The organism is Luteibacter sp. UNC138MFCol5.1, from assembly GCF_900110505.1.
GTDB lineage: Bacteria > Pseudomonadota > Gammaproteobacteria > Xanthomonadales > Rhodanobacteraceae > Luteibacter.
This window is the reverse complement of the sequence record NZ_FODZ01000003.1, coordinates 768,137-786,413: the sequence shown is the minus strand read 5'-3', so window position 1 is coordinate 786,413 and position 18,277 is coordinate 768,137. Positions and strand designations below refer to the sequence as shown.

Annotated in this window: 10 protein-coding genes; all 10 read left to right on the top strand. The window is 68.3% G+C overall.

The window, feature by feature from the left end; translation table 11 throughout:
- Positions 1 to 2 precede the first annotated feature (2 nt).
- The 10 genes from lptE (at position 3) to BMY69_RS12015 (ending at position 18,148) form a co-directional block, all read left to right on the top strand.
- On the top strand, positions 3 to 554 hold the full coding sequence (gene lptE / locus BMY69_RS12060; RefSeq protein WP_090178339.1) for an LPS-assembly lipoprotein LptE: 552 nt from the start codon (positions 3 to 5) through the stop codon (positions 552 to 554).
- 13 nt (positions 555 to 567) lie between these two features.
- Complete coding sequence (holA, locus tag BMY69_RS12055; RefSeq protein ID WP_090178336.1) at positions 568 to 1,578, top strand: DNA polymerase III subunit delta; 1,011 nt, start codon at positions 568 to 570, stop codon at positions 1,576 to 1,578.
- Positions 1,575 to 2,216 carry a nicotinate-nucleotide adenylyltransferase gene (gene nadD, locus BMY69_RS12050; RefSeq protein ID WP_090178334.1) on the top strand — a complete coding sequence of 214 codons (642 nt, stop codon included), beginning with the start codon at positions 1,575 to 1,577 and terminating at the stop codon, positions 2,214 to 2,216. Before holA ends, nadD begins: the two co-directional genes overlap by 4 nt.
- Positions 2,217 to 2,366: 150 nt before the next feature.
- A complete protein-coding gene (gene rsfS / locus BMY69_RS12045; protein ID WP_254779274.1) occupies positions 2,367 to 2,702 on the top strand; it encodes a ribosome silencing factor in 336 nt (111 codons plus the stop codon).
- Between the two features lie 7 nt (positions 2,703 to 2,709).
- The gene (gene rlmH / locus BMY69_RS12040) at positions 2,710 to 3,180 is read left to right on the top strand and encodes a 23S rRNA (pseudouridine(1915)-N(3))-methyltransferase RlmH (protein ID WP_090178332.1); all 471 of its coding nucleotides are present in this window, start codon (positions 2,710 to 2,712) and stop codon (positions 3,178 to 3,180) included.
- Between the two features lie 10 nt (positions 3,181 to 3,190).
- The gene (locus BMY69_RS12035; RefSeq protein ID WP_090178327.1) at positions 3,191 to 3,748 is read left to right on the top strand and encodes a Maf family protein; all 558 of its coding nucleotides are present in this window, start codon (positions 3,191 to 3,193) and stop codon (positions 3,746 to 3,748) included.
- A gap of 54 nt (positions 3,749 to 3,802) precedes the next feature.
- The gene (rng, locus tag BMY69_RS12030; protein ID WP_090054857.1) at positions 3,803 to 5,290 is read left to right on the top strand and encodes a ribonuclease G; all 1,488 of its coding nucleotides are present in this window, start codon (positions 3,803 to 3,805) and stop codon (positions 5,288 to 5,290) included.
- A gap of 30 nt (positions 5,291 to 5,320) precedes the next feature.
- The gene (locus tag BMY69_RS12025; RefSeq protein WP_090178323.1) at positions 5,321 to 9,187 is read left to right on the top strand and encodes a YhdP family protein; all 3,867 of its coding nucleotides are present in this window, start codon (positions 5,321 to 5,323) and stop codon (positions 9,185 to 9,187) included.
- 200 nt (positions 9,188 to 9,387) lie between these two features.
- Positions 9,388 to 10,827, top strand: a complete 1,440-nt coding sequence (gene tldD, locus BMY69_RS12020; protein ID WP_090178320.1) for a metalloprotease TldD — start codon at positions 9,388 to 9,390, stop codon at positions 10,825 to 10,827.
- 475 nt (positions 10,828 to 11,302) lie between these two features.
- A complete protein-coding gene (locus tag BMY69_RS12015; RefSeq protein ID WP_177191152.1) occupies positions 11,303 to 18,148 on the top strand; it encodes a beta-1,3-glucanase family protein in 6,846 nt (2,281 codons plus the stop codon).
- Positions 18,149 to 18,277 lie beyond the last annotated feature (129 nt).

The following is an 18,277-nucleotide window of genomic DNA, read 5'->3' as shown; positions in this document are numbered from 1 at the left end:
CCATGAGCCCGAACCTCCTTCGTTCGCTTCGCATCGCCGCGGTCGTTTCCGTCGTGGGGCTGGTCAGTGCCTGCGGCTTCCATCTGCGGCAGAGCGCGGCCCTGCCGCCAGGCATGAAGAAGATCCACCTCACGGTGTCCGGGGGCGGAAAGCTGGAACGCGAGCTCACCCGCGCGTTGGAGAACTCCGACGCCACGGTCGTCGACAAGCCGGCCGCCGACGCGTCCGAGCTGGCCATCACGTCCAACACCTTCCGTACCGATTCGCTGACCGTGAGCGGTACCGCCCGCGTGACCGAATACGCCGTGCGCTACCACGTCGACTTCAACGTCAAGGCGGCCGACGGCACCGTGATCGTTCCCTCGCAGTCGGTCGACATGTCGCGCGAGTTCAGCTATGACGCGCAGAACACGATCGGCACCGCCAGCCAGACCGAAGAGCTGCAGCGCAGCCTCATCGGCGACATGGTCCAGGCGATCCTGTTCCGTCTGCAGGCCGCCCGCACGCACCCCGCGGTGGCCGCGCCCGCGCAGGCGCCCGCCGCGTCGAACTGACCCTTAAGCACCCGTGCCGTTCAATCCCGTCCAGTGGCAGAAGCACCTCGCCGGCGACCGTCTGGCGCCGGTGTACCTGCTGGCCGGGGAGGAACTCCTGGTCCTGGAAGCCGCCGACGCCGTTCGTACGATGGCCCGGCGGCTCGATTACACCGAGCGCGACGTGCTCGAAGCCGACAGCCGCTTCGACTGGGACGACCTCGCCCGCGCCTCGGCGGGATTGTCGCTGTTCGCGACCCGGCGCCTGCTCGACCTGCGCCTCGCGGGCGGCCGTGCGGGTAAGGAGGGCGGGGCGGCGATCGCCGCGTTCGTCGCCGATCCGCCGCCCGACACGTCGCTGCTGATCACGGCCACCGAATGGAGCAGCAAGCACGAGGCCGCCTGGACGAAGACCGTGGACCAGGGCGGCGTACAGGTCGTCTTCAACGCCCCGCGGCCGCACGAGTGGGGCCAGTGGATCGGCGCCCGCCTCGCGTCGCGCGGCCTGAAGGCGACGCCGGATGCGGTCGCGATGCTCGCCGAGCGGGTCGAGGGCAACCTCCTCGCCGCCGCGCAGGAGATCGACAAGCTCGTGGTCCTGGCCGGCGACCAGCGGCTCGATGCCGCGACGCTCGAAGGTCTCGTGGCCGACAGCGCCCGGTTCGACGCGTTCAAGCTCACCGACGCCGCGTTCGCGGGCGAGGGCGGCCGCGCGCTGCGGATCCTGGCCGGACTGCGGGCCGAGGGCGACGAACTCATCGCGTTGATGGGCTGGCTGGTCAACCAGCTGCAGCTGGCCATGCGCCTCGCCAACGCGCGCGATTTCGGCGCGCAGGCCAAGGCCGAGCGACTCTGGCCCGCGCGCGAGCAACTGTTCCGCAAGGCGCTGCGCCGCGCTCCGCGCGAGCACTGGATGGCCTGCCTCGCCCGTGCCGCGCGCATCGACCGCATGGCCAAGGGCCGCGAGCAGGGGGACGCCTGGCTCGAAGCCGAGCGCCTCGTCGCGGCCATCGCCGAACCCCGTGCCGCGGCCGCCTTCGCATGAGCGAACCGCGTCCGCTGGCGATCCTGGGTGGCACCTTCGATCCGATCCATCACGGCCACCTGCGCGCCGCGTGGGAAGCCGCCGAGGCGCTCCACGCCGAGGTGCGCCTCGTCCCGGCCCGGACGCCACCGCACCGGCCGCCGCCGGTCGCCGACGCGGCCGGTCGCGTGGCGCTGCTGCGCGCGGCGCTCGCGGGACAGGATCGCCTGACCCTCGACACCCGCGAACTCGACCGTGACGGCCCTTCCTACACGGTGGACACGCTGGCCTCCCTGCGTGCCGACGTCGGCCCCGATCGTCCGCTGGTGCTGCTGGTGGGCGCCGACGCGTTCGCGGGCCTGGCGTCCTGGCACCTGTGGCGGGACCTCTTCACCTTCGCGCACGTCGGCGTGCTGACGCGGCCCGGCGCCGCGCACGAGCCAGCCGGCGAACTTGCCGGATTCGTGGAGGGCCGCCGCGCCGACCGCGTCCACGGGCCCGCGGGCTCCGTGGTCGACATCGCGATCACGCCCCTGGACATCGCCGCCACGGCCATTCGTGAGGCGTTCGCGGCAGGCGGCGAGCCCCGGTTCCTCCTCCCCACGGCCTGCTTCGACGACGAGGCGCTGCTGGCGCCGTACCGCGCCCTCGGCCGCTGACGGATCCTCGGTAGCTGCCGCGGCATTTGACGCCGCCGCCCCGGGCGGGCGTTATACTGGCCGCGACGCCGGCATTCCGCCGCACGAGGTTTCCCCATCTTGAGTTCGACCGCATCCCGCAAGGCCAAATCCGCCGCCGGCAACGAGCACCTGCGCAAGCGCGTGGTGGCAGCCCTTGAAGACCTCAAGGCCAAGGACGTCCGGGAAATCGACGTCCGCGGCAAGACCTCCATCGCCGACATCCTGTTCATCGCGTCGGGCACCTCGGCCCGCCACGTGAAGTCCATCGCCGACGAAGTCATCAAGTTCGCGAAGGAAGCGGGCGTGATGCCGCTCGGCGTCGAAGGCCAGACCGAAGCCGAATGGGTGCTGGTCGACCTCGGCGACATCATCGTGCACGTCATGATGCCGCGCATCCGCGAGTTCTACGGCCTCGAGCGCCTGTGGACCGTGGGCGACGACGGCGCCGAAGCCGCCAACGACTGAGCCCGCCATGCGGGCTCGCCTCATTGCCGTCGGCGAGCGCATGCCGGCCTGGGTGGCCGAAGGATTTGCGGAATATCGCAAACGCCTCTCGCACGAGCTGCCCCTCGACCTGATCGAGATCAAGCCCGGCGTTCGCGGCAAGGGCCGCGACGACGCACGGGCGATCCTGGACGAGGGCGCGGCCATCCTGGCGGCGCTGCCGCGGGATATCCATGTCATCGCCCTCGACGGCCGCGGCCGCTCGTGGTCGAGCGAGGATCTGGGGCAGCAGCTGGAGCAGTGGCGGATGAACGGGCGCGACCTCGCGTTCCTCATCGGCGGGCCGGACGGCCACGCGCCCGATGTCCTCGCGCGTGCCGACCAGCGCTGGTCGCTCGGTCCGCTGACGCTGCCGCACATGCTGGTGCGGCTCGTCCTCGCCGAGCAGCTCTACCGCGCCACGACGCTCGTCGCGGGCCATCCCTATCACCGCGCCTGAAGGAATCGCCGTGCTGTACCTGGCCTCGCAATCGCCTCGCCGCCGCGAGCTCCTCGACCAGCTCGGGCAGCCGCACCGCACGCTGGATGTCGACGTCGCCGAGGTTCGCGCGCCGGGCGAAGCGCCGGACCACTACGTGGTTCGCGTCGCGCTGGACAAGGCGCGTGCCGGATTCGCGCGCGTCGCGGGGGAGTCGGGTGCGCGCGTGCTGGCGGCCGACACCGAGGTGATCCTGGGCGACGAGGTGTTCGGGAAGCCGCGCGACGCGGACGACGCCGCGGCGATGCTGGCGCGGCTCTCGGGCCGCGAGCACCGTGTCGTGTCCGCCGTCTGGCTGGTCGATTCGGAGGGCGAGCGTCATGCCATTTCGGTGTCCAGCGTGCGCTTCGCGCCGCTCGACGCATCGCGCGTCGCCGACTACGTCGCGAGCGGCGAATGGTCCGGCAAGGCCGGCGCATACGCCATACAGGGCCGCGCGGGCGCCTTCGTCGCGCACCTGGCCGGCAGCTACTCCGGTGTCATGGGCCTTCCGCTGTTCGAAACGTCCGAACTCCTTCGCGGTCAGTGACAGGTCGTCTGCGCACGGCTATAAAGCATGATGACTGAAGGAAAAGGGACGGCGGTGAGCGAGGAAATCCTGATCAATGTCACGCCGCGTGAGACCCGCGTCGCGATCGTCGAGAACGGCATGCTCCAGGAAGTCCACGTCGAGCGCGCGCAGAAGCGCGGCTACGTGGGCAACGTCTACAAGGGCCGCGTGCAGCGGGTGATGCCCGGCATGCAGGCCGTCTTCGTCGAGATCGGACTGGAGCGCGCCGCGTTCCTGCACGCCTCGGACATCGTGCGGCCCTCGTTGCCTCCCACCGACGCGCCGGGCGAAGGCAAGTCGAACGGGCACGGTCCGGTGCCGCCGATTTCGGAGCTTGTCCACGAAGGCCAGGAAATCGTCGTGCAGGTGGTGAAGGATCCCATCGGGAGCAAGGGCGCCCGCCTGTCGACGCACCTGTCGATTCCTTCGCGCTACCTCGTCCTGCTGCCGCATTCGCGCACGCTCGGCGTCTCGGTGCGCATCGAGGAGGAGGCCGAGCGCCAGCGGCTGAAGGACATCATCAATCCGCTCATCGGCGAGAACCACCTCGGCTACATCGTGCGCACGAACGCGGAAGGCCAGTCCGAGGAGTCGCTCGCCTTCGACGTGACCTACCTGGGCAAGGTGTGGCGCGTCGTGCAGGAGAACATCCAGAAGGCGAAGGTGGGCGAGCGCGTGTACGAGGAGCTGTCGCTCCCGTTGCGCTCGCTGCGCGATTCGCTGAACGACGGCATCGAGAAGGTGCGCGTGGATTCACGCGAGACCTACGAGAAAACCGTCAAGTTCGTGGCGAAGTTCATGCCGGTGCTGTCCGACCGCATCGAGCACTACGCCGGCGAACGGCCCATCTTCGATCTGTACGGCGTGGAGGACGAGATCCAGCGCGCCCTGCGCAAGGAGGTGCCGCTGAAGTCCGGCGGTTACCTGATCGTGGACCAGACCGAAGCGATGACCACCATCGACGTCAACACGGGCGGCTACCTCGGCAGCCGCAACCTCGAGGAAACCGTGTACCGCACGAACCTCGAGGCCGCGCAGGCGGCGGCGCGTCAGCTGCGGCTGCGCAACCTCGGCGGCATCATCATCATCGACTTCATCGACATGACCGACGACGAGCACAAGCGGCAGGTGCTGCGCATGCTCGAGAAAGGCCTGACGAAGGACCACGCGAAGACCACGGTGTACCCGATGTCCGCGCTGGGCCTGGTCGAAATGACGCGCAAGCGCACGACGGAAAGCCTGGAACGCCAGCTGTGCGAGCCCTGCCCCGCGTGCAGCGGCCGCGGCACGCTGAAGACCGCGGAAACCGTCATCTACGAGATCTTCCGCGAGATCACGCGCGCCGTGCGTCAGTTCAACGCGCAGAAACTCCTCGTGATGGCGAGCCCGAAGGTCGTCGGCCGGATTCTCGAGGAAGAATCGGCGGCGGTCGCCGAGCTCGAGGAATTCATCGCCAAGAGCATCCGCTTCCAGGCGGAGGAGCATTATTCGCAGGAACAGTTCGATGTCGTTCTGCTCTGAACCCGGCGCGCGTCGCGGGACGCCGGGCCGGTGAGTCCGGACTGGCGCCATCGCGCACGCCGCCTGCGATTCCTCGGTCTTGGACTCGTCGCGAGCGTCCTCGTCGCGCTCGCGCTGGTGATGGCGCTCGGGCAGCTGTTGCTGCCCCTCGCCGCGCACTATCCCGAGCGCGTCGCGGCGATGCTCAGCGAGCGGCTCCGGCGCCCCGTGCACTTCGCATCGATGGAAGGCTTCTGGCGGCCCTCGGGCCCGTTGTTCGTGATGCGCGACGTGACGATCGGCGCGACCGAGGGCGGCGACGCGCTGCACCTGCCGCAAGCCGCGGTGAAACTCGATTTCGGCGCGTTCGTCCTGCCGTCCCGCCACCTCATCAACCTGCAATTGCGCGACCTGCGGCTGGGCCTCCGGCGCGCGGCGGATGGCCGCTGGAGCATCGACGGCTTCGGCGCGGGCGGTGGTACCCAGAAGGTGTCGTTCGGCAACCTGTCCGCCGATCTGTGGCTCGGCAACCTGCACCTCGACATCGCCGACGACACGACCGGGCGTCACTACGGTCTCATCGCGGATCAGCTGCGCCTCAGCCTGCAGGGCCATGCCATCCGCTTCGGCGCGATGCTCCGTCGCGAGAACGTCGGCGGCATGCTCACGGCGGCGGGCCGCTTCGCAGAAGACGGATCGAGCGGGCGTATCTACGTCGACGGCAGCGACGTCGACTTCAAGGCGCTGACCGGCGACTTCGATGTCGGCGGCTACGCGCTCGCCGGCGGCAAGGGGCGCTTCGAATCGTGGCTCGACTGGCGCGATGCCCAGGTCGTGCGCGCGACGTGGAAGATCGATCTCGACAACCTCGCCGTGCGCGGTCCGTCGCGCACGGTGAAGACCGCCGGACTGCACGGCATCGTCGATCTGCATCGCACGCCGGAAGGCGAGCGCATCGACTGGGCGGGCGCCGACGGCAGCGATCTCGCGCTCGTGCTGCGCCATGCGGGCGACAAGAGCAGCGGCACGCTGGTCGCGCGCAACCTCGATCTCGCGCCGCTGCTGCCGTGGGGCGGCGTGGCGCCGGCCGTGTCGCCATCGCTGGCGCGCTGGCTCGGCGAAGGGCGGCCGCGCGGGCGATTCGACCAGGCGCGCGCCGACTGGAATTCCGACGAGGGCGTGACGTTCGCGCACGCGTCGTTCTCCGGCCTCGGCATCGACGCCAGCGGCACGCTGCCCGGCATCTCGTCGCTGAAGGGCGAGATCTTCGGCGACCAGGGCGCGCTGGCGCTCAGCCTGCCGACCCAGGCGACGACCATCGACGCCACGGGCGTCTTCCGCAAGCCGTTCGTGATGTCCTCGCTCGGCGGCAGCATCGCCGTGCACAAGGAAGACGGCGACTGGCACGTCGGCGTCGATCCGCTCGATTTCCGCGGCGAGGGTTACGGCGGGCAGGCGCGCGGCGAGATCGTGCTCCCCGCCGCCGATACCGGTCCTTTCATGGACCTCTACGTGGCCCTCGGGGAGGGCGACGTCCCGGCCGCCAAGCTGTTCTGGCCGATCCATTCGATGTCGGAAGGCGCGCAGAACTGGCTCAACCGGGGCCTCGTGTCCGGCCACATCGAAGGCGGCTCGGCGCTCATCCACGGCAACCTGCGCGATTTCCCGTTCCGCAACCAGGAAGGACGGTTCGAGGCGCGCGCCGAGATCGACGATCTCGTGCTCGACTACGGCGCCGGCTGGCCACGCGCCGAAGGCGTGTCCGTCACCGCGAACTTCATCGGCAACGGGATGTACGTCGAAGCCAGCGAGGGTCACTCGCTCGGCAACGCCGTGAGCGCGGCGACCGCCGCGATTCCCGATTTCGCCGACGGCGTGCTCGACCTGAAGGTCAGCGGCGCGGGCACGGGCAACAGCTTCCTCGACTTCATCAAGAACAGCCCCGTGGCGAGCCGTAGCCGCGAGGCCATCGACAAGATGAAGCTCGGCGGCACCGGCGAGTTCGGGTTCAATCTCCTGCTGCCCCTGAAGGACGCGAAGGCGTTCACCCTGCAGGGCAGGGCGTCGATCAAGGACGCCGACCTCGTCGCCGACGCATGGAAACTGCGCCTCGACCGGATCACCGGGCCGATGACGTTCGACGGCGCGGGCTTCAGCGCGAAGGGTCTCACGACGGCTTTCCGCGGACAGCCGGCGCAGCTCGACCTCGCGATCGCCGGGGCCACCGGCGACCCGTCCACGATCGTCGACGCATCCGTGTCGGGCGCGTTCACGGTCGGCGAGATGACCGGCGAGTACGAGAGCCTGAAATGGCTCGGCGACATCGCGAAGGGGCGCGGGAATTTCCGCGTCGGGTTCGATCTGCGCAAGACGGGGAAGGGCGACGAGACCGCGCAGACCCTGCGCGTCGATTCCGACCTCCGCGGCGTCGAGTTGACCATGCCCACGCCGGTGAAGAAGGCCGCCAACGTGGCCACGCCGCTGTCGGTGACCGTCGGCATTCCGGTCGACGGCGCGCGGCTCGATCTCGCGCTGGGCGACGTGGTCCGTGGCCGTCTGCGTCTTCCGACCGACAAGGAACCGATCGCCGCCGCGTTCAATCTCGGCAGCGCGGCACCCGCCACGATGCCCGCGCAGGGTTACCTGATCGGCGGTCATGCGGTGAAGCTCGACGTGTCGGGGTGGGTGCAGTACGTCGTCGGTCTTTCGACGGGCGGCACGGGCCCGGGTCTGTCGTCGCTCGACGTCGCCGCCGACGACGGCGAAGTCTTCGGCCAGCATTTCGCCAACATGCACATCGTCGCGAAACCCGGGCCGCAGGAGCTCGCGTTGCGCGTCGACAGCGACGGCATGGCCGGGCAGCTCACGGTACCCAACGACGACCTCCGCCGCCGTGGCATCACGGCACGGATGGATCGCCTCTGGTGGCCCGCCGCCGACGACGCGGCGGATGCCGCGAAGAAGGGCAAGGCCGCCGCGGGCGCCGCGGCGACGACCGCCGCCACGGTCGCGAAGGCCGAGGATGCGACGCCCGACGCCACGAAGAAGCCCGTCGATGCGAACGAAGCCGGCGTCGCGCCGGCCAGCCTGCCACCGCTGCACCTGCAGGTGACGGACATGCGGCTGGGCAAGGCGAAGCTTGGCGAGGCGCGCCTCGAGACGTGGCCCACCGACGAAGGCATGCACATCGACCAGCTCCGCGCGCAATCGAAGAACGTGCAGATCACGGCCACGGGCGACTGGAACGGCGACGCGAAGCGCAGTCGCACCCACCTCGTCATGGGCTTCGTGTCCGAGGACGTCGCCCGCATGATGGACGCCCTCGGTTTCGCGGGCATCCTGCAGGGCGGCCGCACCGAGGCGCACCTCGACGCCACGTGGCCCGGTGGCCCGTCCGCCCTCGCTCTGGCCAACATGGACGGTACGCTGAAGGTCGACGTGGCCAACGGACGCATCCTCGAAGTGCAGCCCGGCGTGGGGCGCCTGTTCGGACTGGTATCGGTGACCGAACTGCCACGGCGCCTGTCGCTCGACTTCGGCGACGTGCTCGGCAAGGGATTCGCGTTCGATGCCATCACCGGCGATTTCCGTTTCGCCAACGGCAACGCCACGACGCAGAACCTCAAGATCCGCGCCCCGGCGGCCGAGATCACGATCACCGGCCGCGCCGGCCTCAAGGCGCGCGACTACGACCAGCAGGTGCTCGTCGTGCCGCACGTGGGCAGCAGCCTGCCCGTGGTCGGCGCGCTCGCGGGTGGCCCGGTCGGCGCCGCCGCGGGCCTCGCGGTCCAGGGCATCCTCGGCCGCGGCCTCAACCAGGCGGCGCGCAAGCGCTACTCGGTGACGGGTTCCTGGGACAAGCCGGTATTCACCCCGATCGACAAGGGACCGCCCTCCTCGGCGCCGCCCTTGCGCTGATGACCCTGAGCATGTGGGAGCCCGCTCGCGGGCGAAGGGTGCTCGCGAGAGCCGATTACCTCGCCGTGGGTTCCCGCTTTCGCGGGAACGACGAGCCTCGGCGGCGGCGTCATGCACCTGCCAAACGGCCGCCCAGGGTTTAAGCTGGGCGCCTTCGACCCCAGATCCGGGGTTCCCATGAATTGTTGCCGGCAGACCCGATGGATTCCCTGATTTCGCTCGCCGAACGCCGCCTGCTCACCCCGGGCGGACTGGCCTCCACCGACCTGGATCGCGTGTTCTCCCAGCTCATGGGGCCGTCGATCGATGCGGCCGACCTGTATTTCCAGCATTCGCGCAGCGAATCGTGGGTGCTCGAAGAGGGCATCGTGAAGGACGGTAGCCACTCGATCGAGCAGGGCGTCGGGGTCCGGGCGATCTCGGGCGAGAAGACCGGCTTCTCGTACTCCGACGAAATCGTGCTTCCGCAGCTGCTCGAGGCGTCGCGCGCGGCGCGCGCCATCGCGCAGGGCGGGGCGGGTGCGGGCAAGTCGCTCTCCCTCGCCACCGGTCGTGGCCTTTATCCCGCCATCGATCCGGTGGAGAGCCTGCCGAACGAAGAGAAGATCGCGCTGCTGCGCGAGGTGGATGCCTACGCCCGCTCGCGCGATCCGCGGGTGAAGCAGGTGGTCGTCAGCCTCGCCGCCACGATGGATACCATCCTCGTCGCGGGCTCCGACGGCACGCTCGCGGCCGACGTGCGTCCGCTCGTGCGGCTGAACGTCCAGGTGATCGCCGAGCAGAACGGCCGTCGCGAGCAGGGCCATTCGGGCGGCGGCGGCCGCTACGGCTATCGCGAGCTGATCGAGAACGGCCGCGCGCACGCGTTCGCCGAAGAGGCCGTGCGCCAGGCGCTGGTCAACCTCGACGCCGTGGACGCGCCCGCGGGCAGCATGACCGTGGTCCTCGGGCCGGGTTGGCCTGGCGTGCTCCTGCACGAGGCCATCGGGCACGGCCTGGAAGGCGACTTCAACCGCAAGGGCAGCTCGGCGTTCGCCGGCCGGATCGGCCAGCGCGTGGCGGCCGAGGGTGTCACGGTCGTCGACGACGGCACGCTGCCGGGTCGGCGCGGTTCGCTCAGCATCGACGACGAGGGCACGCCGACGGAGTGCACCACGCTCATCGAGAACGGCATCCTCAAGGGCTACATGCAGGACAAGCTCAACGCCCGCCTGATGGGCGTGAAGTCGACCGGCAACGGCCGGCGCGAATCGTTCGCGCAGCTGCCGATGCCGCGCATGACGAACACCTACATGCTCGCCGGCAATCGCGAGCCCGAGGAAATCATCCGGTCGGTGAAGCGTGGCCTCTACGCCGTGAACTTCGGTGGCGGCCAGGTGGACATCACGAACGGCAAGTTCGTGTTCTCCGCGAGCGAGGCCTACCTGATCGAGGACGGCAAGGTGACGCGCCCGGTGAAGGGCGCGACGCTCGTCGGCTCGGGCCCGGACGTGCTGACGCGCGTCTCGATGATCGGCAACGACCTCGCCCTCGACGAAGGCGTGGGTGTCTGCGGCAAGGACGGCCAGAGCGTGCCGGTCGGCGTCGGTCAGCCGACCCTGCGCGTGGATGGCATGACGGTCGGCGGCACGGCCGCCTGAGGGCAATCCGGGCCGGGGTGTACGGAGCCGTCGCGAAATTGACGCGTGACGCTAAATGCGCGCCGCGTAACGACTTCCCACCGCGCAGCGCACGGAATGGCGTCTTGTCCATTCCTGCTGCGTGGTGACAAAGCGGACCCACGTCACGGAACGCGAACGCGCGGCAAGAAATTTCTTAGCAATACCTCTTTTTAGTATTGTGGGTGTCATGGCCTGGGCGGATCATCCGCCCCGACAGCGTATGGACGGCTAAACCCGGGGTAGCGGGTTCGAACGGTCCACTCATCGTGAAACGACCCGTGAAGTCGCCGGCGACCCGTTCGCCGGCTTGCGGCGTCGTGCGCGCTGCGAAAAGTCGCTGCTTACCAACGTGGCTCAAACAGGGGACCTAAACCCAATGAAGCGACATCCCGCATCACCCCCGCGTCCGCGGCGAACGAGGCTGTCCGCCCTGTTCTCCGTGGCGTTCCTGGGCGTGACCGCGACGGCCCAGGCCGTCACGCTCGCACCTTCGGACCGCCAGGACATCAACCTCGGCGCGCAGCCGTGGAAGTACACCAAACAGGCGATCAAGAATCCGAACGACCCGGTGGTCTACGCTCCGTTGCCGAACGGCGACGACGGCGCCGCGGTCAATTTCGACGACAGCAAGTGGCTCACGGTCGGCCTGCCGCACGCGGCGAACGATTTCACCACCTTCATCAACCAGGAGTCCGGCGGTGGCCAGGGCAGCCTGGACGGCGAGACCAGCTGGTATCGCACCACGCTCGCCGACTCCGCGTCCTACCGCGGCAAGAAGGTGATGGTGGAGTTCGAGGGTGCGCACACGGGCGACCGCGTGTACATCAACGGACGCTTCATCCCCGGTACCGGCGTGCTGAACCAGGCGGGTCAGGTCGACGCGCAGGCGACGCACGTGATCGGCTTCGTGCCGCACATCGTCGACCTGACACCGTTCCTGAAGTTCGACGGCACCGACGTGCTGGCGGTCAAGGTCGCCCGCGGTGGCGGCTTCTTCGAGGATCCGGGCTTCTCGGGCTCCTTCCGCTTCGGCCAGGCCGAGTCGGGCATCTTCCGCCCGGTGAAGCTGCACGTGACGAATTTCGTGCACATCCCGGAAAACGTGTACGCGGGTCAGAACACCTGGGGCACGTACGTCGGCACGCAGGCGATCAGCGCCGACCACAAGCAGGCCACGATCCGCGTGCAGACCAACGTCGTCAACGAGACGGCGGCGGCGCAGGAAGTGACGCTGACCACCCAGATCGTCGACGCCAACGGCAACGTGGTGGCGACGGACCAGAAGCAGGCGACGCTCGCCCCGCACGTGATTCCCGGCGACGAGAAGCCCGTGTTCGACGAGACGCTGACGGTCAACAACCCGACGCTCTGGTATCCGAACAACAGCCTCGACGGCAAGCCGTACATGTACAAGGTGCTCCACACGGTGAGCATCGACGGCACGGTGGTGGATGCGAAGCAGAGCACGCTCGGCATCCGGACGATCACCTGGGACAAGGATTTCCCGTACGTCAACGGCAAGAAGCAGTACACCTGGGGCGGCTCCGGCCGTTACGACTATCCCGGCCTCGGCTCGTCCGTGCCGGAAGAGCAGCAGTGGCGCGATCTGCGCGACCTGGCGGCGGCGGGCGGTAACCTCTGGCGCCCCGGCCACTCGCCTTCGAGCCCGGAGTTCGTGGAAGCGGCCGACGCGCTCGGCGTGTTCATCGTCCAGCCCAGCGGTGACGGCGAGAACGGCTTCGCCGATCCCTGCAAGGCCGGCGACACGCAGTGCGCGAACATGTGGACGATCAAGCGCGAGGTCCATCGCGACATCGTGATCCGCGATCGCAGCCATCCATCGATCCTGGCGTGGGAGCACAACAACGGCGTGATGTATACGCCGTTCGCGCAGGAACTGCGCACGCTCGCGCGCAACTGGGATTCGATCGCGCCGCGCGCCGCGGCCGACCGCACGCCGAACGCGGCGAACGGCGACATCCTCAGCTGTTCGAAGGCCGGTTGCGAGACCAACCTGCACCAGACCACGCCGAACAAGCCCGCCTGGGGCGCGGAGTACTGGGGCGACGGCGTGCTGCGTCACTCGTACGACCTCGAACTGGCGTTCGCGCTGAACTATCTCGTGCCGTATTCGGAGGCCCGAAAGGCCGGTACGTTCGGCATGGCGCAGTGGTATTTCGCCGATACCCCGGGTGAGACCGTCGAGCTGGCCGATGGCCTGGAAGACGATACCCATTGGGTGTACGGGTACAAGAACGGCGCCATCGACCACAACGCGGACGGCACGCCGGTCAAGCAGTTCCGGCACAACGCCCGTGGAAACAACGCGTCGATGACCGACGCGAACCGTTTCCCGCGCATGCTGTATTACATCTACCAGTCCGTGTGGGTGCCGTACGACCTGCGTCCCGTGGTGAAGCTCGCCAACCACTGGAACCTCACGGGCAACATCACCGTCAGCGCGTTCAGCAACTGCCCGAAGGTGCGTCTGCTGATCAACGGCGTGCCGCAGGGCAACGATCAGACGCCCAATCCGTGGGACACCATCGACAAGGTGTCGCAGGATGCGGAGAACGGCCCCCGCGATACGCGCACGGGTCGCATCGTCGGTGCGGACGTCGCGCAGAAGACGACGAAGCTGCCGGGCCAGGTCCATTGGGACGTGACGTGGCAGGCCGGCACCGCGGTCGCGCAGTGCATCGACACCGTGGGCAACGTCCGCAAGGACGCCAATGGCCTCGACGTCGCCGATACGCTGACCACGGCGGGCACCGCCGACCACATCGAGCTCGAAGTGGTGAACACGAAGGATCCGATCGTCCGTCCGGACGGCTCGGCCTTCCAGATCACCGCGAACGGTTCCGACGCGGCCTTCATCGTCGCGCGCGTGGTGGACAAGAACGGCAACTGGGTGCCGACGGCCTCGCAGAAGGTGACGTTCGACGTCGACAGCGGCGCGTCGCTGGTGACCTTCAACGGCGGCACGCAGCAGTACGTGGACTACAGCGCCGGCGAGGTACCGGACCAGGGCGGCGGTATCGCCGAGCCGATCCATTCGTACCACTCGCCGGGCTCGCATGAGCTGCAGTTCGAAGGCGGCCTGCAGAAGATCGCGCTGCGCACGAAGTTCACGACGGGTACCGTGACGGTCAGCGCTTCGGCGCCGGGCCTCGTCGCGGGCCATACGTCGTTCACCATCCAGTCCGTGCCGAAGGCGCCGACGACCTCCGGTCCGCCGTCGGTCATCGCCAATCCGGTCGACGACAACGTCACCGTCGGCGACACCGGTCACTTCTCCGTGACGGCGTCCGGCGCTCCGCCGCTGACGTTCACCTGGAAGAAGAACGGCGTCGAGATCCCCGGCGCGACGACGGCGAGCTACACGACGCCGGCGACCACGCTCGCGGACAATGGCGCGGTCTATACCGTGGTCGTGCACGGCCAGGGTCCGGACCAGGAATCGACGCCGGCCCGCCTCGGAGTGTTCGCGTTCTCGCCGGTGGTCATCTCGGCGCAGCCCGCGTCGCAGAACGTCGACGCCGGCCAGTCGGCACGCTTCGCCGTGACGGCCTCCGGTTCGCCGAAGGTGAAGTACCAGTGGTACGTCGACGGCGTCGCGATTCCCAACGCCACCTCGACGAGCTACGAGACGGGTACGCTCTCCACGGCCGACAATGCGAAGAAGTTCGAAGTGCTCGTGAGCAACTCGAACAGCCAGCAGAAGTCGAACGTGGCGACGCTGACCGTCAATGCCGCCCGTCCCCCGGTCCTCACCGGTAACCTGGCCGACGTTCGCGCCAACCCGGGCCAGCCGGCGACGTTCGACGCGTCGAACATCGTGGCGGGTACCACGCCGTACCACTACAAGTGGTCGCACGACGGCCAGCCGGTCGGCGACGACCTGCCCACGCTGACCATCGGCGCGGTGCAGCTGTCCGACGTCGGTTCGTACAGCGTGACGGTCTCCAATATCGTCGACGGCGCTACCGTGACGGCGACGGCGAAGCTCACCCTGGCTCCGCCGGGCGCGAACCTCGCCCGCCAGAAGCAGACGCTGTCCACGGAAGTGGAGAACGTGCAGGGCACGCCGGCATGGGCGGCCGTCGACGGCGACGCCACGACGCGCTGGGCCTCGAAGCAGAAGGTCGACGACGCGTACATCACCGTCGACCTGGGCAGTTCGCGCACGTTCAACCGCGTGGTGCTGAAGTGGGAGAACGCGCACGCGACCGAGTACAAGATCCAGTATTCGGACAACCCGGACTCGGGTTTCAAGGACGCGTACCACAACACGGCGAGCGTCGGCGGCACCGAGGACGTCACGTTCGAGGCGCCGGTCACCGGTCGCTATGTCCGCATGCAGGGCGTCAAGCGCTCGACCGACTACGGCTATTCGCTGTACGAGTTCGAGGTGTACAACTCGGCCGGTTGCTGCGGCGCGAGCGAACGCTACACCACCACGTCCGGTTCGAAGTTCGTGACCGATACGCTCAGTGGGCTGGTCTGGGACCGCGTGCAGCGTGGCTACCAGGACCAGGGCGCGCAGTTCACGCAGTCGGTCGCCATCACCGAGTGCGCGAAGGACAGCATGCGCCTTCCGACCGTGGCGGAAGCGCTGGCCATCAGCGGCCAGAACTACTCCACCGCCGCGTTCCCGGGCGCCTGGACGACCTGGACCGAAGGCAAGGACCCGACGGATGCGACGTACGCGTTCGTGGTCAGCTCGCTCGGCGTGAAGAGCCGTGCCGTCGCGGAGAACAACCCGGGCCACGTCCTCTGCGTGAAGGGCACGAAGGTCGTCGCTCCGGCGATCACCGCGCAGCCCGCGAACCAGAAGGCGGGCGTGGGTCGTTCGGCGCACTTCGCCGTGACGGCGTCGGGCGTGGGTCCGCTCTCGTACGACTGGTACAACGTGAGTAAGGACGCCGACGGCCTCGACGTCGAAACGCTGCTCTCGAGCACCGCCGACGGCACCTATGCGACGCCGGCGCTCGTCGCGGCCAACAACGGCGCGCGTCTGCGCGTGAAGGTCGTCAGCGCCCAGGGCCTGTCGACCACCAGCGACGACACGTTCCTCACGGTCGACAACAGCGACGCCGGTTTCGACCCGGTGTTCGGTGCGCCCGTCGCGCAGCAGCCGGGCCAGCCCGGCGACGGCGACAACGGCGGCGACAACGGTGGTGGTAACCCGCCCAGCCCGGGCACGCCCGGCGACGGCAAGGGTGGCGTGAACATCGCCCTCGGCGCGAAGACGACGTCGCATGTCGATCCGGAACGTGGCGACCTGGACGCGTCCATGGCCACCGACGGCAAGTTCGACACGCGCTGGAGCTCGAAGGGCAAGGTCGATCCGACCGACCTCGTCGTCGACTTCGGCACGGCGAAGACGTTCGACCACGTGATCATGCGCTGGGAGAACGCCGCGTCGGCGAAGTACACGATCGATGTGTCCAACGACGGCGAATCGTGGCAGACCGTGGCCGGCCCGATCACGGGCAAGGGCGGCGTCGATACGCAGACGTTCGCCGTGCAGACGGCCCGTTTCGTCCGCATGAACAGCACGGCCCGCACCACGGACTACGGCAATTCGTTGTGGGAGTTCGAGGTGTACCAGGCGGCCGCGCCGCAGCAGCCCGAGAAGGGCGATCAGGATGCGGGCGAACCGCAGCAGCCGGACCACGCCGTGCCGTCCACCGGCAACCTCGCGCTGAAGCGTGCGGTGGTCGCGTCCGATACCGAGAACGCCGTGGCGTTCAAGGCGGACAACGCCAACGACGGCGACGGCGGCTCGCGCTGGTCGTCCGCTTTCAGCGACGACCAGTGGATCCAGGTCGACCTGGGTTCGGTGAAGACGATCGGCAAGGTGGTGCTCTCGTGGGAGAACGCGCATGCGCTCGCCTACCGCATCGACGTGTCGATCGACGGCAAGACCTGGAACGTCGCGTACGACGAGGAGAACAGCCAGGGCGGTATCGAAACCGTCACCTTCCCGGCGGTCTCGGCGCGGTACGTGCGCATGCAGGGCCTTAAGCGCTCCAGCGCCTACGGCTATTCGCTGTGGGAGATGGGCGTGTATGCCGCCAGCGGCGACGGCGACACCGGCACGCAGCCGGGCAACCCGGGCGCCAACGATCCGGCACAGGGCTTCGACTATGTGACGTATCCGGGCTACATCGGCACGCAGCTGCGCAACACGACGAACGGCAAGTGGCGCGACGACCAGATCTTCGTGGCCGTCATCGGCCGCGACCCGGCGTCGAAGGTGTTCTCGTGGGTCAAGCCGGACGGCACGTTGATCGCCGCTTCGGAGACCGACAACGATGCCACCGGTCATCTCACCAAGAACGGCCAGAACTACTCGAACTACTTCTTCACGCTCGCGCAGGCCAAGCTGCTCAAGCTGCCGAAGATGGATTCGGGCCGGATCTTCGTCTCGGTGGGTGAACCGATGTACATCAAGATCCTGAAGGCCGCCGACGGTTCGATCGGCTTCGCGGGCCCCAACCCGCTCAACGCCACCGACCCGAACATCGGTGTGTACTACGACTGGTACGAGTTCACCTGGAACGACAACGCCATCTTCATCAACACGACGCAGGTCGATCAGTTCTCGATCCCGCTGTCGCTCGATGTGTTCGGCGGCAACAAGTCCAGGCACGAGTCGTCGGGCATCACGCAGACGCGTGCGCAGATCTTCGCCCAGTACAACCAGGAGGTTCCGGCCGAGTTCCAGCTGGCCGAAGCCGATCCGATCCGGATCCTGGCACCGGGCAAGGCCGCGTTCGACGCGGGCAAGCCGCAGGAGCACTACTTCGACGCGTACATCGACCAGTCGTGGGCGTATTACGAGAACCACGTGCTGCAGATGACGATCGGCGCCAAGCAGTTCGAAGGCACCGTCGTGGACGGCGTGCTGACCTTCGTCCACACCAACTGGGCGCAGACGAAGGAGCCGGACGAAGCGGAAGGCATGCTCTTCAAGGTGGAGAAGCCGACCACGCAGGCCGTGCTCGAAGGCAAGGACCAGCTCGCCCGCTCGCACGATCCGTGGGGCGTGGAAGGCCAGCTCGAAGCGCAGATCTGCGCCGCGTTCAACCGTCACGTCATGGAAGACACCAGCAGCTGGAAGGATCCGGGCGCGTTCTACCAGCAGTCGCCGGCGAACTACTATTCGCGCTTCTGGCACCTGCACGGTGTGAACGGCAAGGCATACGGCTTCGCGTACGACGATGTTTCGGACCAGAGCTCGACGCTGATCGAGACCCAGCCGGAGCACCTCGAACTCGGGATCGGTTGGTAAGCCGGTAACACGGTGAAGAAGAAAGGGCGGTGGAGAAATCCACCGCCCTTTTTCTTTGCCCGGATCGTAGGAGCGCGCCTTGCGCGCGACATCTTCTCGCGAGGCGCTCAGGCCCTGTCGCTCACGGCT